This is a genomic window from Bifidobacterium sp. ESL0704, assembly GCF_029392075.1.
In the GTDB taxonomy this organism is placed as follows: Bacteria; Actinomycetota; Actinomycetes; order Actinomycetales; family Bifidobacteriaceae; genus Bifidobacterium.
In genome coordinates, this window is sequence record NZ_CP113929.1 from 2,288,770 (window position 1) to 2,310,022 (window position 21,253).

Below are 21,253 nucleotides of genomic sequence, written 5' to 3' on the forward strand. Positions count from 1 at the left end.
TAGCGCATCGAACAATGATTGCGTTACCTTTTTAACCTTTGACATACGACAACCGCGATGGCGGCAATTTGCTGCGTCGAATAATACGTATTGCATAAAAGTACTGAAATAAAGCTGTTTCGAAGATGACAAATATCATTATTTTTTCTATAATGGTTCTTACTTTTAATGTTTACGCAAACATTGAAACGGCTAATCCAACGAAGGAATTAGAGAAAGAAGACAAATCCATGAAAGGCAAAGTAGCCGCAGCCGTGGCCAGCCTGACGTTGATTGCGGGCAGTATCCTGCCGACAACCGCGATGGCCTCCACGAGCGTAACGACAAGGGACGGCGAGGCGATAACCTCGCTGACGCCTAATCCATGGTTCGCCAATGGCCCGTTTGAGGGTTGGGGGACATCATTGGCCTGGCTGGCAAACGCCACCGGCAACTACGGTGAGCCGGGATCAATCAAACATTCCAGCGGCGACGCTGCGAAGGACGCCCAGGCGCTGCAATATGGCAAGGACCTGCGCGAACAGTTCTATCAGAGCATTTTCGGCCGTGACGGACTCGACCTGAACATGGCCCGTTACAACATCGGCGGCGGCAACGCCTCGGATGTCGCCTACGGCTACCCGTTCATGCGCCAGGGCGCCGCGGTGCCCGGTTACTGGGCCCAGGACCCCGACGGCTCCCTCGGCCTGTACGGCGGCACCGGCACCAAGCAGGCGGACAAGAATGCGCTCGACTCGAAGTACGACGCCAACAGCGACGATTCCTACGTCTGGGGCGCCAAGAGCAAGGATTCACAGGACGCGAAGAACGTGCAGGCCCAGGAATGGTGGCTCAAGCGCGGCGCGCAGAACGGCGACATCACCGACGTGGAGGCCTTCGCCAATTCCGCGCCGTGGTTCATGACCGAAAGCGGTTACGCCACCGGCGGGCAGAACTCCTCGAGCAACAACCTCAAGGACCCCCAGAAATTCGCCCAGTACATGGCCAAGGTCGTGCAGCATCTGAACACGCTGCAAGCCGAGAACGGCAACAAGGTCAAGGTCAACACCGTCGAGCCGCTCAACGAGTCGGAAACCGGCTATTGGGGCACCCCAAGCGATATGGCGAGCGCCCATTCCGCCGGAACCAGCGCCGACGCCCAGCTCATCCAGCGCTATTGGAACCGCTACTACGCGGCCGCGGGCAAGGACCAGAGCAAGACCCCGTACTCCACCGCGGTGAAGAAGCCGCAGGAAGGCATGCACGTCGACAACGACGTCGCCCAGACCACCATGCTCGCCCTCGCCTCGGCGCTTAAGGCCGACGGTCAGAAGGACGTCAAAGTCTCGGCCACGGACGCCACCGATTCCGGTCAATTCGTGGATTCGTACAACCAGTATTCGCAGGACGTACGCAACGCCATCGGCCAGTACAACACCCATTCCTACGGCACCAACCGGCAGCGTGTGGCCCGCGACATCGCGCAGAGCGACAGCAAGCGCCTGTCGATGAGCGAGGTTGACGGCTCCTGGCAGGGCGGCGGCTTCAACCCGTACGGCTTCGACAACGGCCTGGGCATGGCCGGCAAGATCAACAACGACATCTACGCGCTGCAATCCGACGACTTCACCTTCTGGCAGGTCGTGGAGGACCTCTACAACATGTCGACCGGCGACACGGACATCAACGGCCACACCGCCAACCCCAAGGGCGAGAACACCAATTGGGGCACCGTGCTGATCGACTTCGACTGCAACGTGGCCGGCCCCGACGGCAAGCTCTACTCCGAGCGCGACGTGGACAACAACGGCGGCAGCACCAACGGCATCAAGGCCTGCTCGGTGGTCGTGAACTCCAAGTACAACGCCGTGCGCGCCTACACCAAGTTCATCCACCGCGGCGACCAGATCATCGCCAACAACGCCACCGCGAACAACCTGACCGCCACCTCGGCCGACGGCAAGACGCAGACCGTGATCCACCGCAACAACGGCTCGAACGACGAGAAGCTCGTCATCGACCTGTCCAAGTATGGCGACATCGCAGCCAATGCCTCCGGCAAGCTCTTCCTGACCACGGCTCCCGCCTCCAAGGATGACAAGTACGCCGCCACGCTGGACTACATGAACCAGTACAGCAACGTGGCCCAATCCGCCGACGCGGTGAGCATCGACCGCAACGCGAAGACCGCGACGGTGACCATCCCCGCGAAGTCCATCGCCTCGATCCAGCTCAACGGCGTCACCGGCGTCGCCAAGAACGTGGCGCTGAACGACGGGCAGTCCTACCAGCTGGTGGGCCAAGGCTCCAACCGCAACCTGCAGGCCGCAGACAACGGCTCGCTGACCATCGAGGACGCTGCGGACACCACCGCCAAGGCGAAGGCGCAGATCTTCGCGTTCCACGAGGTCGCCGCCGATCCGGCACGTCCGACGCTGCACCGTTACGTCATCTCCTCCGCCGACGGCACCAAGATCCTCAAGAACGACGGCAAGTTCGCCGCAGGGAATGTGGCATCAGCCAAGAGCGACAAGAACGCCATCTGGACACTCAACACCGAGGACGGCGAGCACTACAGCCTCGTGAACGCCGGGGCGCAACAGGCGCTTGAAGTCGGCGGGCAGAAGACGGCCGCGGGCTCATCGGTCGGCACGTACATCTCCAACGGCGGCACCAACCAGGCCTGGTCGATCCGCGACGTCGTCGCCACCGGCATCAAGCCCGTCAAGGTGCAGACGCCAGTCGGCACCATGCCGACCATGCCGGCCACCGTCACCCCGTACTACACCTGGGGCACCGGCCAACCGGCGAGCGCCACGTGGGACACCTCGTCGCTGGCTGGTCAGGTCGCAAAGGCGGGTACCTACTCCGTCAACGGACAGGCCACCGACATCTACGGCAACACCCTGGCGGTGAAAGCCACGGTCTACGTGGGCAAGTTCACGGTCACCGATCCGGCATCCATCACCGTCGTCAAGGGCAGCACGCTCGCTGACGTCAAGGCGAAGGCCCCGGCAACCGTGAACGCGCACGTCGGCGACTCCCCCGAATTCGCCACGGCCGCGCAATGGCAATGGGGCAGCCTGGCCGACAGCGATTTCACCGCCATCGGTACGAAGCATGTGACCGGCACCGCGAGTGACGGCGCACAGGCGACGATCCCCGCCGTGCTGACCATCTACGTCACCGCACCGCAGAACACGAACGGCGACAACCTAGCCGCCAAGTTCTGCACCAACGCCCAAGCCTCGTCGACAGAAGGATCATATTCGGTGTCCAACACCTGCGACGGCAAGACCGATGATCACGCATGGTCGAATTGGAAGCAGCCGGCCACCGACACCGATCCGTGGCTGAGCTACACCTTCGACACCGCGCGGCAGTTGAACTCTCTGGAATTCGTCTCCTTCGGCGAGGCGACACCAAAGAGCTTCAGCGTGCAGTACCGCAACGCCGCCAATGACGCGTGGGTCGATTCCAGCATCACCGCGCAGACCAACGGCAACAACCGCGGCGACACCACCAAGGTGGACATCAGCTCACTGCCCGCGACCGCAGGCATCCGCCTGAAGCTCAACTACCGCGACGACGCCAACTACTACGCCAAGGTCTCGGAGGTGCGCATCTTCGAGAAGAAGGTGGTCGCCTCCCCGTCCAGCGACGCGACGCTCGGCGACCTGCGCCTCGATGGCAAGCAGATCGACGGCTTCAGCCCCTCGAAGACCGCCTACGAGGTCAGGCTTCCGTTCGACACTGAAGGCAACCCGACGCTGCAGGCCTACGCCACAGACAACGACGCGGAGCTTTCGGTGAAGTGGGAGCAGGCCCAGGATGCGCAAAACGCGAGCCTGGGCGGCAAGGCGGTCATCACCACCGTCGCCGCCGACGGCACGACCACCCAGAACACCACCGTCACGTTCACCCCGACGGCGCAACTGAGCAGCCTTCGCGTGACCGCCCCCACCAAGACGCAGTACCGCATCGGCGAGCAGTTCGACACGACCGGCATGACCGTCATGGCGGTCTACACCGACCTCGAGCGCAGCGAGCACACCAAGGCCATCGCGCTTGACGACCCGCAGCTGTCCATCACCGGATTCGATTCGGCAAGCGCCGGCGACAAGTCGGTCACCGTCTCCTACCGCGGCGTGAGCAGCGCGTTCACGGTCCATGTGAAGGCGAACCCCGCCAACGCAGGCACACCCGGCACTTCCGGCAAGCCTGGCAAGCCCGGCACCACGGCGCAAAACGGCAAGAACAAGGGCAAGGCCGAACTGAGCAAGACCGGTGCCGCCATCGTGGCCCCCACGGTCCTCGCCTTGGTCGCGCTTGCCGCCGGTGCGCTGGCGATGGCGTTGCGTCGCCGCCAAGCCTGACCACCATATGGCCGTGTCGATCTGACTGACACGTCGACCGGCACGACCATCCTTTCGAGACTCACGTCTTTTTGCAATTTCGCTTCACCCACACCGGCGCGGGTCTCGGTTATTCATGGACGGCTCCCTAAATTGGGCGGCCGTCCTCTCTATCGTTTTTGAACCATTAAGGAATCGATATGAAATTCCATTCCACAGTTTTCATTGGCGCGCTGGCGACAACGGCGCTCTGCGGTTCGCTGATACTGCCAGCGGCATCGGCCGCCGAACCGCAGACGGCGCAACCGCCCACGATATCGCCCGCAGCCACCTCATCCTCAGCAGCCGTTCCACAACCGTCGGCCGCCCAGCAAGGGCAGCAGAGCACGGCCAATAGCCCAGTCTTGGCTGCAGGCACCTCAACATCGGCAAACGCTGACGCCTCTTCCGTCACTTCGGCACAGCCGGCCGCCACAGCGGGCAAGACCACTTCGTCCGCTGCAAAAACACAATCATCCACATCACCGGCATCGTCGGCCAAGCCACAATCCGTCACGACCAAAGCAGTGACGGACAAGTCCGGCCTCACCGCGTTGCTGGCGGCGACCACCAAGGAAAAGCTGCAACCGCTGACTTCGGGAGGTCATGCGAGCAACAGCACGGCTCTCTACGACAAGGCCACACCCAATGCCAGCGACGTGAACAAGCTCAACGCCGCCCGCACCTCCGCCCAGCAGGTGATCGACAACGCGAGCGCCACCCAGAATGACATCACGCAAGCGGCGACCGCGTTGCAGAACGCCTTCGATGCCGTGCGCTTCATCTACCATTACACCGGCGTCACCGGCACGAACGGCGCCCGTATCTTCGACAACAACGGCTCGCTCATCCAGGCCCACGGCACCGGCATCCAGAGGGTGAAGACCTCGCTGCTGGCCCCGGCGGACCGGTCGATCGATGCCAACGGCGACGGCAGCGTCTACGTGATGTGCGGCGAGGACAAGACGGACCGACTGGTGGCCCACGGCGTGCGCATCTACTATTCCGACGACCTCTACAACTGGGTCGACAAAGGCTTGGGCTTCCAGACCTATCTGGGTGACGCCGACCTGGCGAACAAGAAGAACGGCGCGGACGCGACCTACCAGCGTTATTACAACGTCGCAAACATGGAAAGCGACCCCGACTACACCAACATCTACGGCTCCGACTTCTCGGCCTTCGCCAACGACGCCTCCAACTACAACATCTCCAACGCCCAGCAGGCGCTCGACAAGCTGCTGTGGGACTTGAAGGCGCTCAAGGGCACCGGCACCAACCCCACCCAGACGAGCGCGGTGTTCGAGCGGCCGAAGATGGCGTATAACCAGGCCACCGGCCGCTGGGTCATCTGGTTCCACTCCGACGGGCCGAAGTACGGCAACGAGGATACGGCCACCTACTCCAAGGCCAAGGCGGGCGTCGCCATCTCGACGACCTCCAACCCCGCAGGGCCTTACAAGTACCTCGGTTCCTTCCGCATGAGCCCGGGCAACAACGCCGGCAACCCCGGCATGGCCCGCGATATGAACCTCTACATCGACAAGGGCAAGGACCTCAACCATGACGGGGCCGACGACGCCTACCTCATCTACTCCAGCAACGAGAACCGCGACCTGACGATCTCGCTGCTCGACAAGACCTACACCAAGCTGGCCAAGCCCGTCGCCCAGCAGCAGAAGGGCACCGACGTCGCCGCCGGCGACACCTACAACATCGCGGCCACGAACAGCAAGGAGTCCCCCGCACCGTTCAAGTGGAACGGCAAGTACTACATCATCTATTCGGAGACCACCGGTTGGGCGCCCAACGAGAACAAGTACACCGTCAGCTCCGGCGACAACATCCTCGGGCCCTACCACGAGGCGGGCACCCCGTTCATCGACGGCAGCGGCTACGAGCAGAGCCATACGAACTCGTTCTACACGCAGTCGAGCTCGGTGATCCCCTACGACGAATCCAAGGGCATCTTCCTTTACTGGGGCGATCGTTGGTTCAACCCGGACACCGGCGCCGACATCAGCCAATCGCGCTATGTGATGACCCCCATGCGTATGGTCAACGGCAAAGTGCAGGTATTGCCCGCGGCGGACTGGAAGACCAGCGAGCTGCCCAACTATCAGGCAGTCGACGTGCAGACCCAACTGCCGACGAGCACCGGATCGATGAGCGAGCTGATGAGCGGCCTGCCCAACACGCTCGACGTCAAACTGGGTGGTAGCGAGACCACGACCAACACACCAGTGGCCTGGGATCCGTATTTCGGCCCTGACCAGCCCACCGGCGCGGTGACCGTGACCGGCAAGCTTACGAGCCTCAACAACGCACGGATCAGCTTCACCGTCTCCGTGTACCCCAAGAGCACCGTGCTCTTCATGGACGCCGGCAGCGACCCGAGCCATGAATCCGCGTACTACACCGAACTGAAACGGCACGCGACGCTTCTAGGCACCAACGCGCAGCACAGCGACCAGGCCTATTCGGCCGGCGGCTGGGGCATCTCCAGTTCCGTGGGATCCGGCAACGGCACGGACGTCGACAAATACGAGACTGACAGCACCGATATCTACGCGACCGGTTACTGGGCCAAGGCCGGCAAGACGATCGACTACAAGGCCGACCTGCCCGCCGGCACCTACACCGCCCAGGCAGGCTACAAGGAATGGTGGAGCAACAAGCGCCAGACGGTCTTCACCGTCTCCGATGCCACCGCCAACAAGCAGCTGGCCCAGACCACGATCGTGCCGACCGGCAGCGGCAACGCCACCGACGCGCAGCAATTCACGCTCAGCGAGGCGGCCACCGTACTCTTCTCGACCAAGTCGACCGGAGGCGGAGACCCGGTGCTCAGCTGGATCAGCGTGAGCAAGGTGGAGCCCGACCAAATCGTCTCGGTCACGCCCGAGCCCGGCATCATCTCCTTCTTCGACGGCAAAGCACCAACGCTACCCAAACAAGTGACCGTCAACAAGGGCGACGGCAGCTCGGAAAGCAAGCCCGTAACCTGGCAGAACGTCGATAGCGCGAATATGCCGATCTACACACCCCAGACCGTTCAGGGCATCGTAGACGGCACATCGCTTCCGGCCGTGGCAAGCGTCGAGAAGATTCCGGAGAACCTCGAATACTTCATCGACGTCGACGGCGGTGACACGGGCTCGCAGAACCCTTCGGCCAGTTACCAATCCACCGTCAAGACGATGGCCTCCAACGACGAGACGCTGCTCAACAGCAAACCCGACCAGGTCTTCGACGCCAGCGCCGGCACGACTTGGGGCAACGCCTCGACGAATTATGCGCAACGCAATTCGGACTCGACGAACCCCTTCGACTACGGCATCTACGCGGGCAAAGACGGCACCAAGGACACGCTTTCATACGCGCTCACCCTGTCGCCCGGCAAGCATACGGTCTCGATCGGCATGCACGACTGGTGGTGGCAGACCCGTCCGACGACCATCACCTACCAGACCGCTGATGTGCAGCAGACAGGCAAGGCGAACGCTCGCACCGCCATCGTCGGAACCCAATCCGACCCGCAGCCCTTCGCCACGGTGACCGTCAACAACGCGCAGACCATTGCCACCGGTGAAATCAACATCAGCGGCGAGCGCGACCAGCTGGTGACGTTCACGCTCACCTCCGACACCGGCACCGGACCGGTACTCAGCTGGATCGCGGCGACCGAGGCGCCAAAGGGCACTACTCCGACACCACCGGCGAATAGCAACCATGCCCCGGTGATCTCCGGCGCGAGAGACACGACGGTGGCCTTCGGGACCATATTCAACGCCAAGGCCGGAGTGAGCGCCAGTGACGCGGAAGACGGTGACCTGACCTCGCGCATCCAGGTTTCGGGCACGGTCGACACCTCGCATGCGGGCGTGTACACCCTGACCTACACGGTCACCGATTCCGCCGGCGCCACGGCCACAGCCACCAGAAAGGTCACCGTCTCTCCGGCGATCAACAACGGCGGCAACAACCCCGGCAACAGCCCCAGCGGCAACAAGCCCGAGTCACCTTCCAACGGCAACAACAAGCCGAAGGATCCGACCAACGGCGCTCACGGGACGGCGAATGGCCACACTTCCAACCTCGCAAAGACCGGAAGCACAGCATCCGCGGTCGCAGCCGCAATGATGACGGCGCTCTGCATGGCGTCGGCCATCACGGCGGCCCTCGCCCTGCACAAAAGGAGCTGAACCACACGCATCCCAGGCACATTCGGCCGCATTCCCGCAGAAACAAGACCAATCCCTGCGGGTATGTGGCCGGCCCAGCCGCATCCAGTCGCATTCCCACCGATTCCAAGCTGATTCCGAACTGATTTTGGCGGGTAGGCGGCTGGATGACAAGGTGCGGGAACGCACAATGCAAATGATTCGCATCGAGGCGCGCACCAGCGGCCAGCAATCGCCGCGCCTAGCAACCCGATGAAAATGAGGCTGCTGATTGCATCATGTTGAGCAATCAGCAGCCTCATTCATGCCACTAGATGGCAACGGCGAGCGCCGCTTATCCCCTCACCGATACCTCCATAATGGGCGGGAACGGTCTGGTGATGGAACAATAATCATGAATTAGACATCTCACGTTCCGACGCGGAGCAATATCAACAAAGACGTGACACTACAAAGGGTGAAGATCATGCAGTATATCAACAAAACCATCGACGGCATTGACGGCAGCAAAGCCGAACTCACCGTCTATTCCATCGACAACAGCGAGGAAATGAATCCGCAACGTCGGCGCCCCACCGTGCTCGTCATCCCCGGCGGAGGATACGTGTTTACCAGCGAGCGCGAAGCCGAGCCCATTGCGCTCAAGGTTCTAGCTGCCGGCTACAACGCGGCCATCCTGCGCTATTCCTGCGCCCCATCCGTCTATCCCACCGCACTGCTCGAAGCCGCAGAAGCCATGAAACTGCTGCGAGGCAACGCCGAAGCCTGGCATATCAAGCCCGACGCCATCATCGTCGCCGGATTCTCCGCTGGCGGGCATCTCGCCGGCAATCTCGCCACCACCGCAGGCGACGAGACCATGCGCGCGCACGGCTATGACCCGGACGAGGTGCGGCCGAACGGGCTGATGCTCGGCTATGCCGTGACCACTTCCGGCAAGTACGCCCACCGCGACAGCTTCGACAAACTGCTTGGAGCCGATTGCAAGAGCGATCCGGCGCTGCTTGAGGAGGTCTCGATCGACAAGCATATCGACGCCAAGACCCCGCCGACTTTCATCTGGCACACCGTGCCCGACGAACTGGTGCCCGTTGAGGGTGCGGAAATGACGTTCGCCGCCTGCGTGCACGCCGGAGCGGACGTCGAGGCCCACTTCTTCCCCACCGGCCACCACGGCCTCTCGCTGGCGAACGCCGACGTGGCAGGAGCCGGCGATCCGGCTGGTGTCGACGAGGGCGTGCAACAGTGGTTGCCGCTGTTTATCAACTGGCTCAAGCGTCATTTCGGGGAAGCGGAATAATCGCCGATAGCCGGGAACAAAAACGCTTGCTGTCCCAGCACTCGAAACCGGCCTTCACGCAAGCGGCACCATCACTGTAAACATTCGCATTCAATGCTTCCTGTGCTACGATGAAATCGATCGTGCCCATGCACGATGAGGCATGCGCTGTTTCAAGGAGGATGGGGACGCTCAGCAGAGACCGAATTCGCCTCCTTGCAAAATACGGCCACCCGTGACCATGCCCCGCGCGCAACAGGCAGAACCGTCAATCCTGCACTGGCTTGACCCATTCAACAGTCAATAGAGATATCTCTATTGATTATCCGCAGTAAAGGCGCAACCATGCGAAACAATATCGAAGATGTGGCGAAACGAGCCGGAGTGTCCATAGCGACGGTATCGCGTACGTTCAAGCATCCGGATCTCGTAGCCGCAAAAACACGGAACAAAGTCATGGACGCGGCCAACGAACTGGACTTCTCCATTTCGCGCTCGGCTTCCGTCTTCCAAGCCGGACGCACCTACCGCATCGCCCTGCTGATCAACGACCGCTCGTCCACCTGGTTCAACGCGCACATGTACGAAGGCCTCGACTCCGTCTTTCACCCGGCAGGTTACGACATCACCTTCTCGCATATCGTCACCAGCGACACCCGCCGCGCGTTCTTCGAAAACCTGCCCATCAGGCGCAACGTGGACGCGGTCGTGGTCGCCTCGTTCGACATCAGCCGGCAGGAGGCCTCGCGTCTGCACAGCATGGGCATCCCCATCGTCGGCATCAACGCCATGCCCCAAGACGCGTTCTCGCTTTCCATCTCGATCGACGACGAAAAGGCGATGCACCTGATGACCCGCCATCTCATCGCCATGGGCCACCGCGATATCGTGTTCATCGCCTTCCCTTCAAAGCCCGAAAACGTCGGAACCTTGCGTTTCAGCGCCAACGAACGGAGCAAAGGGTTCCAGCGGGCCTGCGAGGAGAGGGGGATCGATCCATCCGTCATCCTCATTCCGGACGACGAGAACATCGTCGACAACGCACTGACGCGGCTTTTCGACCGCGATCACATGCCGACGGCCATCTGCTGCCAGCAGGACTCGCTGGCGGTTCCCCTCGTCACCAGGCTGCAACAGTTCGGCTATCGAATTCCCGAGGACATTTCCGTAACGGGATTCGACGACCTCGATTCCGCGCGACAAATCGGCTTGACCACGGTCCATCAGGACCCTACGCAGATGGGGGCGGCCATCGCGCAACGGACCTTGGACCTGCTCGATAAAAAGCCCGTAAACCCAAGTCACGAAACGTTGGATACGCAGATCGTGTTCCGCCATTCCACCGCGCCCGTCAAAGACGTCACGACATCGTGAGACGCAGGCAACTCAGCCAACACAACTTTTATCGGCCCTGAGACGCCTGCCCGAAAAAGCCGTCACTTCACGCTTCCTATACCAGCGTACGTCACAATACGCTATGAAAACATTTTCTAATACCGGCTTTCTTTATAAATAAAATCAGGGTACACTAGTTTTACACATATTCGTATGATTGATTTGTTAACGTTGTCATAAGACAAACGCACCTACGTTATCAGCTGCATTCTAGCCATCCAAGGAGGGAATCCAATGACCGCCAACAACACACGCGCCGACTGGTGGAAGCAGGCCGTCGTCTATCAGGTCTATCCACGCAGCTTCAAGGATGTCAACGGCGACGGATTGGGCGACATCGCAGGCATCACCGAGAAAATGGGGTATTTGAAGACGCTGGGCGTCGACGCGATCTGGCTTTCGCCGTTCTACCCCTCCGAGCTCGCCGACGGCGGCTATGACGTCATCGACTACCGCAACGTCGACCCGCGCCTGGGCACCATGAGCGATTTCGACAACATGGTCGCCACGGCGCACAAGGCCGGTATCAAAGTCATCGTCGACATCGTGCCGAACCACACCTCCGACAAGCACCGCTTCTTCAAGGAGGCGCTCAAGGCCGGACGCGGCAGCGCCGCACGCGACCGCTACATCTTCCGCGAAGGCCGCGGCAAGAACGGCGAATTGCCGCCGAACGACTGGCAGTCGCTCTTCGGAGGCCCGTCCTGGCAGCAGGTCGACGACGGCCAGTGGTATTTCCACATCTTCGCCGCCGAGCAGCCCGACGTCAACTGGAAGAACCCGGACATCCACGAGGAATTCAAGCAGACCTTCCGTTTCTGGAGCGACCACGGCGTCGACGGATTCCGCATCGACGTGGCACACGGGCTGGCCAAGGACTTCGACAGCAAATCGCTGGAAGAGCTCGGCCGCGAATACAGCGTGGAAAACAACGTCAACCACGACGGCAAGAACCCCATGTGGGACAGGCCGGAAGTCCATGAGATCTACAAGGAATGGCGCCAGGTCTTCAACGAGTACAACCCGCCGCGTTTCGCCGTCGGCGAGGCCTGGGTCGTTCCCGAGCACCAGCATCTCTACGCCTCCCCCGACGAGCTCGGCCAGGTCTTCAACTTCGAGTTCGCCAAGGCCAACTGGGACGTCGACGAGATGCGCACCGCCATCACCGAAGGCCTCGAATCCGCGGCACAGAGCGGCGGGTCCACCTCGACATGGGTGATGAGCAACCACGACATCCCGCGCAACGCCTCCCGCTATGGCCTGCCGCAAGTCAAGGCGAACGGCCAGCATCAGATCGCCACCGATTGGCTGCTGCGCGACGGCAAAACCTACATCGAGGACCGCGAGCTCGGCACCCGCCGCGCACGCGCCGCCGCGATGATGGAATTCGGCCTGCCCGGATCCGTCTACATCTACCAAGGCGAGGAACTCGGCCTCTTCGAGGTGCCGAACATCCCATGGGACCGCCTCGAGGACCCGACGCCGTTCCGCACCGCGCGCAACTTCAGCGACAAGGGCCGCGACGGCTGCCGCGTCCCGCTGCCATGGATTGCCGGCGACGAGCCGAAGCCCGCCAGCTGGAGCGAGGACGGGGCTTTCGGTGAGGGCGCCTCGTTCGGCTTCTCTCCGGCCAAAAAGGCCGACGGCAGCGCGAGCGCCGAGCCGCACCTGCCGCAACCGCTTTGGTTCAAGGATTTCGCCGCCGACAAGGAAGCGGCCGACCCGCAGAGCATGCTGAACTTCTACCGCGAGATACTCAAGAACCGCGCGCAGCTGCTCACCGCCACCGGCAACCACGATGCCATCACGATGCTGGACATAGGCCACGACGTCATCGCCTACTCACGCCCGTCCACGGCCGCAGGCGATAAAGCGGATGCAACATTCGTCAGCGTCACCAATTTCGGGGTGGCTCCTGTGGCTCTGCCGAACGGCAAGACCCTGCTGACCTCGGCACCGCTCGACGCCGACGGCAAGCTCCCGCAGGACGCGAGCGCCTGGCTGTTGCTGGACGAGTAAAACTGACCGATTATGCGAATCGCAAAGTGCCTGAACCCAAAATTCACAATGGTTCAGGCACTTTGCGATTCCGTTCGAAACGTAAGAGCCCAACGCAACAAGTTCCGAACGTAAGTCATCCGTTTATTCGTCTCACACGTTCCAGCGCACGATGACGGGGTCGTTTTTGTAGTAGCCGAGCTGCGAATAGTGGGCGGTATCGAAACGCAGGAGACGGCCAGCTCGCGGATCGACGTGCAGCCACTGAGTGGTGAGCACACGCAGGATATGGGCGTGCGCGACGAGCAGGACGTTGTGGCCGGCGAGGATCAGCGGCGTCACCCGTTCAATCACGCGCCGGGCACGGGCAGCACCCTCATCCACCGTCTCGCCGATGCCGCTGTGGACATCGATTTTCTCGCCGTCAGGCAGTGTGCAGACCCAATCACCCTGCAATTGCGCAGGCAACGTTTCCGGCCCCTCTTCCCACACGCACCAATCGTGTCCGATCGCCGAGCCGACTTCCTCACGCCGACGTCCCTCTGCCGGGCCATAATCCCATTCTTCGAGATCGTCAAGCGTTTCGAAATCCGAATAACCCGCCAATTGTGCGGTCTCGCTTGCACGATGCAACGGACTCGAAAAAATATGCCCACGCCCGAAACCGTCCGGGAAAGCCTCGCGCAATCGTTTTCCGCCGGCCATTGCCTGCCGCCGCCCCTCTGCGTTCAACGGCACGTCCGTGCGCCCTGTATATTGCCCGCTGACACTCCATGCGGTCTGACCGTGACGCAGCAACACCAAGTAACCAGGTTTCGAGGCATCCTCGCCTGAAGTAAGATAATCACTCATAGTGCAACTCTAACTCGGACCGGGCGTCTCGTCCACAACGGTGCGGCATTGCGCAGACATCCTCGACGAACGTGTCGGTTGCATCATCACTTCCCTACGCAAGCCGGAAGTTGGAAAACGGTAGGCCGCAGGCGGAAAGCAACAAGCAACAAGCAACAAGCAACAAAAGTGTAGAAATGAGTCGTATCCGGCCTCAAAGGCCCAAACGATGCGCCGCTTCAAACTGTAATCAACAATCAAGAGAAAATAACCACGGACAGTGCGCCGTCTATCATGGAACCATGCATGCACGTCACAGCAAAACCGCAGTGAAAGAAGCCGGCCAGGAAGCCCTCACTGAACGCGCGGAGCACTCCGGCGTTTCTGCCGAATCGGGCAATCGCGCGCCAGACAATACGTCGGCATGGGGTTCCTTCATGCCTTCCACGCCTGCGGATGCCGACGCTTCAGATGACGCTGCACAATTCGGCGATTCGGACGGAATCGGAGTCCGAATACGCGACGACAATAACGCCTTGCACACCGCTGAAGCGCCATCTTCTCCGGCCCAGACCTCGGCGACGGAAACTCGGCCGTCAGCCTCATCTTCACCGACGACTTCGACCTCGTCGTCAGCCTCATCTTCACCGACGACTTCGACCTCGTCGTCAGCCTCATCCGCCGACCGCATCGTCGAAACCCTCCAACACGTCGACCAGAAAGTAGAAACCATGCGTCAGAACCGTTTGCAAGACCCAGACACCTTGGGCGACAAAATCGTCAAAATCGTTTTGCCAACCGCCTTGGGGGCGCTGGCCGGCAAGATATTCAAAGCCGTTTGGGACAGCCAAGTGACCAACCGCCGCAGGTCGACGGGCGGCATTACCGAAGACAGCCAGCAACAGGGGCTTATCGCCAGCATCATTTTCGCCGCAGCTTCAGCCGCGTTCGGTTCCGTCATCTCCTCATTGAGCACGCGTGGGTCGAATGCGCTGGTCACCCGCCGCCAGAACCGTCGCAGCGGAAAGTAACGGCCCGAATCGGGCACGAGCCTATCTGAATGCCGAAGCGAACGAACGATCTCAACAGCCTTGATATGGCCATCCCGCACGAGCTCATCAAATAAACCCTCTATGCCTGCCGTCAGCACCACTTTTCGCATATTAATGGCTCGCAACCGGGAAATTCTGTCGGGTTGGCACAACCTTCTGCGGCCGGTCGCGTTGCGACGCCGGACACACATCGGACGGCACCACAATGCGATGGCCAAAGCCGATAGATACCATCCATAATATTCCAATATTCCCATATTCCCGCACCGCTTGCCTGCCGATACCCACCAATGGACGCTTTTACATGCTTGCTCGCATGGTTCATGCCAAACACGACATCTGCGTCTCCTATTCCGGCATAGGCCCAAATCACACCCGCCGTCTTACTCAGAGCGAAAAATCACCGGCATGTTCCGCACCGGTTCTGCGAGAATATGGCTATGAACGAATCTCAACATAACCTACGCACCAACGAAACCATCACAACGCTGCTCAACCGCCGTTCCATCCGCAAGTTCAAGTCGGATGCCATCGACGAGCAAACCGTTGCGACGCTGGAAATCGTGGCGCAGCACGCGGCATCAAGCCAGTATCTGCAGGATTGGTCGGCCATCCGCGTTGAGGATCAGGCCATCAAGGACGCCATCGCCGAGATCTGCCACCAGACCTACGTGGCCGAAGCCCCGTTGCTCTACCTCTTTGTCGCCGACGAGCATCGCAACGCCGCCATCGCCGAGCGCAAGGGCGTCGACGTGCACGCCGACGAATTCACCTTGAACTCCAGCTACCGCTTCTCCCAGGCGCAGAACGACGCGGTTCTCGCGCTGCACGCCATGGAGACGGCCGCCTACTCGCTGGATCTGGGCTGCGTGATCCTCGGCTCCGTCCTGAACAACCCGCGCAAGCTCATCGAGCTGCTGCACCTGCCGGAATTCACCTACCCGGTGCTCGGCCTCGCTATCGGCAAGCCCGACCAGTCGCCTGCGCTGAAGCCACGCATGGAGCGTGACGACCAGTTCTTCGTCGACCGCTACCCTGCCGATGACGCGCAACTGCTCCACGGGCTCGATGCCTTCGACAACACCGTCCACGAGTATTACGATTTGCGCAACACCGACCGCCCCGTCGACGCCTTCAGCGACCAGATCGCCAACAACTCGGTCGACCGCGGCGTCTTCAGCCGCTCGGTAGTTCCAGTAGCCGAAGACCAGCACTTCCGCTTCGACCGCTGACGCCTAGGCCGATCGTACTTGCTACCAAGCCAATCGCTCTGCTGGAGCTTTTGCGACGCTAATCGTCCCATTCGCGTCACGAAACCTCCAGCAGAGCACGATAGCGGAGGAAATCAGACGCTAAATGGCTTGTTGGCGTCGCAAAAGCGCCAGCAGAACACGATAGCGGAGCAAACACGACGCCAAACGGCCCATCTACGACACAAAAGCGCCAGCAACGCCTGATAGCGGAGAAAACGCGACGCCAAACACGCCAATCGCGTCACAAAAGCGCCAACAAAGCACGTCGACGAAGACAACACGACCTGGAACCACTCCACTCACACCTTCCACTGCCCCACCTGCGTCGCAAAAGCGCCAGCAACGCCTGATAGCGGAGAAAACGCGACGCCAAACACGCCAATCGCGTCACGAAACCTCCAACAGGGCACGATAACGGAGGAAATCAGACGCTAAATGGCTTGTTGGCGTCGCAAAAGCGCCAGCAGAACACGATAACGGAGCAAACACGACGCCAATCGTCCCATCTGCGTCACGAAACCTCCAGCAGAGCACGATAGCGGAGGAAACGAGACGCCAAACGCGCCAAACGCGACACAAAAACGCCAACAACGCCCCATAACGGAGCAATTACGACGCCACCCAATGGGCATATAGGCCTCAGCGAGTCAGGCAAATCGGCAACAGCGCCAAGCCTGCCCGCAGCCGGACCCTGTCTTAGCGCCGCCGCGGCTTGAAACCACGCTTGCGCGAATGAGGCTTCGCACGTCGCGCGGCAGCTTGCGCGCTGACACCACGCAAGAACTGTTCCTCTTTGGGATCGTGATGAGTCAAGTGCCAGCCACCGCAGAACTCGCATCGATACACCCACAGCTCGGCATCACGCTCGATAAAAGCCTGACGAGCTGCGCGCTCGGCCTGGGCCTTGTCGTGGTAGATGATCTTGCGCGAGCTGGCGCAACGTTTCGGCGTGAAGTAGTGCACGTATCCACCCTAGCAATGCGGGATTACAGCAATCTGAAAGCGCTCAGACCGTCCGCCGCGGGATTACAGCCAGCTGAACGACCGTGGAACCGCACCATAAGCCGATTCACGCAGATACTATGCTGCTGGAAAACCGCATATAACCAACAATCAAAGTCCGTTTACCAGCATCCGCGACGCGCATAGATACAAAATGCTGGTAAACTGCACCTGAGCCGAAGCCAGATGCAGTTTACCAGCATGAATATGTTGAATCAGCGATTTACGGCAGATCGTTGCCGGCGGCGAAGTAGAGATCGTACCACTCCTGCGCGCTCAGCTCGACATCGGCCCCGGCCACCATCTCGGTCAGACGGCTCGGCGTCATCGAACCGAGCAACACCTGCATATGCGCGGGATGACGCAGAATCCACGCCACGGCAATCGCGTTCTTGGTCACGCCGTGCGCATCGGCCACGCGCTGCATCACCTCGTTGAGTTCCGGGAACTTCGGATTGTCGATGAAGACGCCCTCGAAGAAGCCGAACTGGAAGGGGCTCCACGCCTGGATGGTCATGTGGCGCAAACGCGAGTAGCTGATAAGCCCGCCGTCATGGTCGACGCTCGGCGCATCGGTCATGTTGACGTGCATCTCCTGACGCACCATGCCGGTGTGGCCCAAACCGAACTGCAGCTGGTTGACCTCGAGCTTCTGATCGAGGCCGCTCTGCAGCATCTCGACCTGCATCGGGCTGAAATTGCTGACGCCGAAATGACGCACCTTACCGGAGTTCTGCAACTCGTCGAACGCCTCGGCAATCTGCTCCAGTTCCATCAGCTGGTCCGGACGGTGCAGCAGCACCGAATCGACGTAATCGGTCTGCAGATTCTTCAGCTCGCTGTTAACCTGATCGACGAGGTACTGCTTGGTGAAGTCGTAGCGGTTGGCCTGGTCGTCGCTATCCGTGTCGCGATGGATGCCGACCTTGGTCTGCACGTAGATCTTGCTGCGGTCGACCTTGAGGTCCTGCAAGGCCTGCCCGAAGTGTCGGCTACTTTCGCCGTGCGTATAGCAATCCGCGGTATCGAAGAAATTCACGCCGCCATCCAACGCCGTACGCACGATTTGCGCCGATTCCTCTGCTGTTTTAGAGTTCATCCGCATCACGCCGAGAGCGGTGCACGAGGCATTCATGCCCGACGTTCCTAGCTCACTATATTTCATAAATGACCTTCCTTGGTGGGTACATCAGCTTCCAGTCTAGGGCAAGAGCGTGAAGTGTCTGAGACGCGGACGCTCACTTTTCGCGAGGCGCAACATTTCCTGCGGCGTCCTATCAGAGCGACATCCCTGCCGCAACCTCGCAGTACGACGTCGCTACCTCGCCACCTTCCAGCACGACACCACAACCCCGCCACCTTTCGGCACGACACCACAACCCCAGCACAACGTCATAGCACAACACAGCAAGCAACAATCACACAACAGTCTGCACCTACGAGCAAAGCGCTCGAAGACAAGTCCCACGATAAAATATGAGCAAACGATTATGGAGGCAAAATGAGCGAAAGCAACACCGCAGGCGACGAAGCGACAACGACGGGCACGGCCGCCGAAAAAATGGCCATGAGCACCGATGATGTGCGCCAATACCACGAAGCGTACAACACACAGCCCGCGGCCCGTGCCAACCATGTCGCCGCGAATGCCGCGGTCAACAACGGCGTGCTCAAGGCCGCGACCAGCTACGCCGGCACGCGCGAGCTTGCACACGATTTCTCGATCGAGCTGAAACAGGGCACCATCACCAACCAGCGCCAAAGCGGCCGCTGCTGGATGTTCGCGGCGCTCAACACCCTGCGTTACGAGCTGATGCACCGCTTCAAACTGGAAAACTTCGAGTTCTCCGAGACCTATCTGTTCTTCTGGGACAAGTTCGAGAAGTCGAACACCTATCTGGAAAACGTGCTGGCCACACTCGATGAGCCGACCGACAGCCGCACCTTCGAGGCAATCAACAGTTATCCGGCCGATGACGGCGGCTGGTGGCAGATGTTCGTCAACCTGGTCGACAAGTACGGGCTGGTACCGAAATCCGCCTATCCGGAATCCGCGAATTCCGAGAATTCCGACGCCTTTACGCAATACCTGACCACCAAGCTGCGCCAGTTTGCCATCGAACTGCGCAACCATCACGAGCAGGGCGCCAGCATCGACGAGCTGCGTGCGTTCAAGAAGAAATACATGGAGGACATCTATCGTATCTGCGCGATTGCGCTCGGCGAGCCGCCTGCCACGTTCGATTGGCGAGCGCGCGTCAAGGACGGCGACGACGATAAGGATTCGGCCGATAAAAAGAAAGCCAATGGCAAGGCCGCTGTCAACACCGGCACCGATTCCAAATCGAGCGAAGACAAATCCGCAACTACGATCGCAGCCAAAGACGCCAAGGGCGAATCCGGCATCGACGAGCGCAAACAGATCGTGGAAATCGGCATCACGCCGCTCGAGTTCTACCACAAGTACGTCCCGGTCGATGTCGACGATTTTGTGACGGTGTGCAACAACCCGATGCCGAGCCGCCCGTTCTATACGCATTTCCAGCTCAAATATTCGACCAACGTCGCCGAAACCGGCAATCTCGACTTCACCAACGTCCCCATCGATGTGCTGCGCAAGGCGGCCGTCGACCAGGTGAAGGCCGGGCATCCGATCTGGTTCGCTTGCGACTGCATGCAATACAGTTTGCGCGACAGCGGATATTTCAGCAAAGACGCGGTGCGGGTCGACGAGCTGTTCGGAACCGATTTCAGCATCGACAAGGCACACGGCCTCGAATACGGCGATTATCCGAGCAATCACGCCATGACCATCACCGGGGTCAATCTCGACAAAGACGGCCAGCCCAATCGCTGGAAAATCGAGAACAGCTGGGGCAAAGACAACGGGGATGACGGCTACTACGTGGCCGACGGCAAATGGTTCGACCAGTTCGTCACCGAGGTCATCATCCGCAAGGAGTTCTTGGACGAGAACACACTTAAGGCAACGGCCAGCGAACCTACCATCCTTGAACCGTGGCAGGTGCTCAGCGCTCGTTGCGACTGAATACGATGAGGCCCGCCTTCGCCTTCTGTGCAAAGCGTGGGCCTCATTGGCCAGCTTCCATCGGTCGATCCTCTCGTTCAATATCCATTAGTCAGCTTACCGGCTTGTCGGCTTACCGGTTTACCGGCTTACCGGCTTGTCGGCTTACCGGCTTACCGGCTTACCGGCTTACCGGCTTACCGGCTTGTCGGCTTACCGGCTTACCGGCTTACCGGCTTACCGGCTTACCGGCTTACCGGCCACCCGTTGGCTCGTCTCCCACAGCGGCGACACCGCGACGGGCTCGAAAACCGAGGTATCCCCCAGCTACTCACTGTCGAAATCCGTGTATGTTACTGGATCAGCATCGGTTTATGCATCCACGGAAACGAATACCCATTCGAAAAGCCGACGAAACCCGGAGGGCTGGGCACAAACAGGCAAAACCTACACAAAAAGAGATGCCCGGCGGAGAGAAGGCCGCCGGGCGAGAGAAGAGAGAAGAAGGTTCAATTATGGGATTCAGAGAAGAATCTCGCCAGCGGTTGAACCGCTGACACCTCTAATATAGCAGCATCTTCCTTGGGAAAATGATGTCCAGAACTCAAAGAAGCCTGTGAAAATTGTAACAATTATGCAACGATATGTCGAAATATGTGACCGCGGACACCTTTATATGCCTTTAACCGAATAAATCAAGCCCAACTCATCGACATACGGAAAGCAACTGTCGCTTTACCGACGAAAACCGTAATCGCAAAAGCTCAGCTCAAAGCACAAACCCCGCCAACGACACATGTCGCGGACGGGGTTGCCATCTAGCATCATGAGGCTCTAAGCCCCTACCGAGCTATCAGC

The 21,253-nt window shown here is 60.2% G+C and carries 11 protein-coding genes; 8 read left to right on the forward strand and 3 right to left on the reverse strand.

Going from position 1 to position 21,253, the window contains the following annotated elements; translation table 11 throughout:
* Positions 1–230 precede the first annotated feature (230 nt).
* From OZX64_RS08470 to OZX64_RS08490, 5 genes are all read left to right on the forward strand, one after another.
* Positions 231–4,355 carry a bacterial Ig-like domain-containing protein gene (locus tag OZX64_RS08470; RefSeq protein ID WP_277172705.1) on the forward strand — a complete coding sequence of 1,375 codons (4,125 nt, stop codon included), beginning with the start codon at positions 231–233 and terminating at the stop codon, positions 4,353–4,355.
* A 179-nt stretch (positions 4,356–4,534) separates the two neighbouring features.
* The gene (locus tag OZX64_RS08475; RefSeq protein ID WP_277172708.1) at positions 4,535–8,578 is read left to right on the forward strand and encodes an immunoglobulin-like domain-containing protein; all 4,044 of its coding nucleotides are present in this window, start codon (positions 4,535–4,537) and stop codon (positions 8,576–8,578) included.
* 445 nt (positions 8,579–9,023) lie between these two features.
* Positions 9,024–9,857, forward strand: a complete 834-nt coding sequence (locus tag OZX64_RS08480) for an alpha/beta hydrolase (RefSeq protein WP_277172711.1) — start codon at positions 9,024–9,026, stop codon at positions 9,855–9,857.
* A gap of 324 nt (positions 9,858–10,181) precedes the next feature.
* On the forward strand, positions 10,182–11,210 hold the full coding sequence (locus tag OZX64_RS08485; protein WP_277172714.1) for a LacI family DNA-binding transcriptional regulator: 1,029 nt from the start codon (positions 10,182–10,184) through the stop codon (positions 11,208–11,210).
* A gap of 255 nt (positions 11,211–11,465) precedes the next feature.
* Entirely contained in the window at positions 11,466–13,250 is a 1,785-nt protein-coding gene (locus OZX64_RS08490; protein ID WP_277172716.1) for a glycoside hydrolase family 13 protein, read from the forward strand.
* Positions 13,251–13,382: 132 nt separating this feature from the next.
* Here the strand turns inward: OZX64_RS08490 and OZX64_RS08495 are convergent, their stop codons facing one another.
* A complete protein-coding gene (locus OZX64_RS08495; protein ID WP_277172719.1) occupies positions 13,383–14,081 on the reverse strand; it encodes a histidine phosphatase family protein in 699 nt (232 codons plus the stop codon).
* A 281-nt stretch (positions 14,082–14,362) separates the two neighbouring features.
* Between OZX64_RS08495 and OZX64_RS08500 the strand changes: the two genes are divergently transcribed.
* A complete protein-coding gene (locus OZX64_RS08500; RefSeq protein ID WP_277172721.1) occupies positions 14,363–15,091 on the forward strand; it encodes a DUF4235 domain-containing protein in 729 nt (242 codons plus the stop codon).
* A 461-nt stretch (positions 15,092–15,552) separates the two neighbouring features.
* A complete protein-coding gene (locus OZX64_RS08505; protein WP_277172723.1) occupies positions 15,553–16,344 on the forward strand; it encodes a nitroreductase family protein in 792 nt (263 codons plus the stop codon).
* A gap of 717 nt (positions 16,345–17,061) precedes the next feature.
* On the opposite strand, the gene OZX64_RS08510 is transcribed toward OZX64_RS08505, so the two are convergent.
* Together OZX64_RS08510 and OZX64_RS08515 are read right to left on the reverse strand one after the other, a co-directional pair.
* Complete coding sequence (locus OZX64_RS08510) at positions 17,062–17,328, reverse strand: hypothetical protein (protein ID WP_277156500.1); 267 nt, start codon at positions 17,326–17,328, stop codon at positions 17,062–17,064.
* Between the two features lie 262 nt (positions 17,329–17,590).
* Positions 17,591–18,532 (reverse strand): aldo/keto reductase, encoded by a 942-nt coding sequence (locus tag OZX64_RS08515; RefSeq protein ID WP_277172726.1) that lies wholly within the window; start codon positions 18,530–18,532, stop codon positions 17,591–17,593.
* Positions 18,533–18,928: 396 nt separating this feature from the next.
* Here OZX64_RS08515 and OZX64_RS08520 point away from each other — a divergent pair, with 396 nt between their 5' ends.
* Positions 18,929–20,416, forward strand: coding sequence for a C1 family peptidase (locus tag OZX64_RS08520; RefSeq protein WP_277175034.1), 1,488 nt, complete (start codon positions 18,929–18,931; stop codon positions 20,414–20,416).
* Positions 20,417–21,253 lie beyond the last annotated feature (837 nt).

Excerpts from the sequence above, each read along its gene's own strand:
- OZX64_RS08495 (WP_277172719.1), bottom strand. The coding sequence starts at position 14,081 with ATGAGTGATTATCTTACTTCAGGCGAGGATGCCTCGAAACCTGGTTAC.
- OZX64_RS08490 (WP_277172716.1), top strand. The coding sequence starts at position 11,466 with ATGACCGCCAACAACACACGCGCCGACTGGTGGAAGCAGGCCGTCGTC.
- OZX64_RS08515 (WP_277172726.1), bottom strand. The coding sequence starts at position 18,532 with ATGAAATATAGTGAGCTAGGAACGTCGGGCATGAATGCCTCGTGCACC.
- OZX64_RS08520 (WP_277175034.1), top strand. The coding sequence starts at position 18,929 with ATGGCCATGAGCACCGATGATGTGCGCCAATACCACGAAGCGTACAAC.
- OZX64_RS08485 (WP_277172714.1), top strand. The coding sequence starts at position 10,182 with ATGCGAAACAATATCGAAGATGTGGCGAAACGAGCCGGAGTGTCCATA.
- OZX64_RS08500 (WP_277172721.1), top strand. The coding sequence starts at position 14,363 with ATGCATGCACGTCACAGCAAAACCGCAGTGAAAGAAGCCGGCCAGGAA.
- OZX64_RS08505 (WP_277172723.1), top strand. The coding sequence starts at position 15,553 with ATGAACGAATCTCAACATAACCTACGCACCAACGAAACCATCACAACG.
- OZX64_RS08475 (WP_277172708.1), top strand. The coding sequence starts at position 4,535 with ATGAAATTCCATTCCACAGTTTTCATTGGCGCGCTGGCGACAACGGCG.
- OZX64_RS08470 (WP_277172705.1), top strand. The coding sequence starts at position 231 with ATGAAAGGCAAAGTAGCCGCAGCCGTGGCCAGCCTGACGTTGATTGCG.
- OZX64_RS08480 (WP_277172711.1), top strand. The coding sequence starts at position 9,024 with ATGCAGTATATCAACAAAACCATCGACGGCATTGACGGCAGCAAAGCC.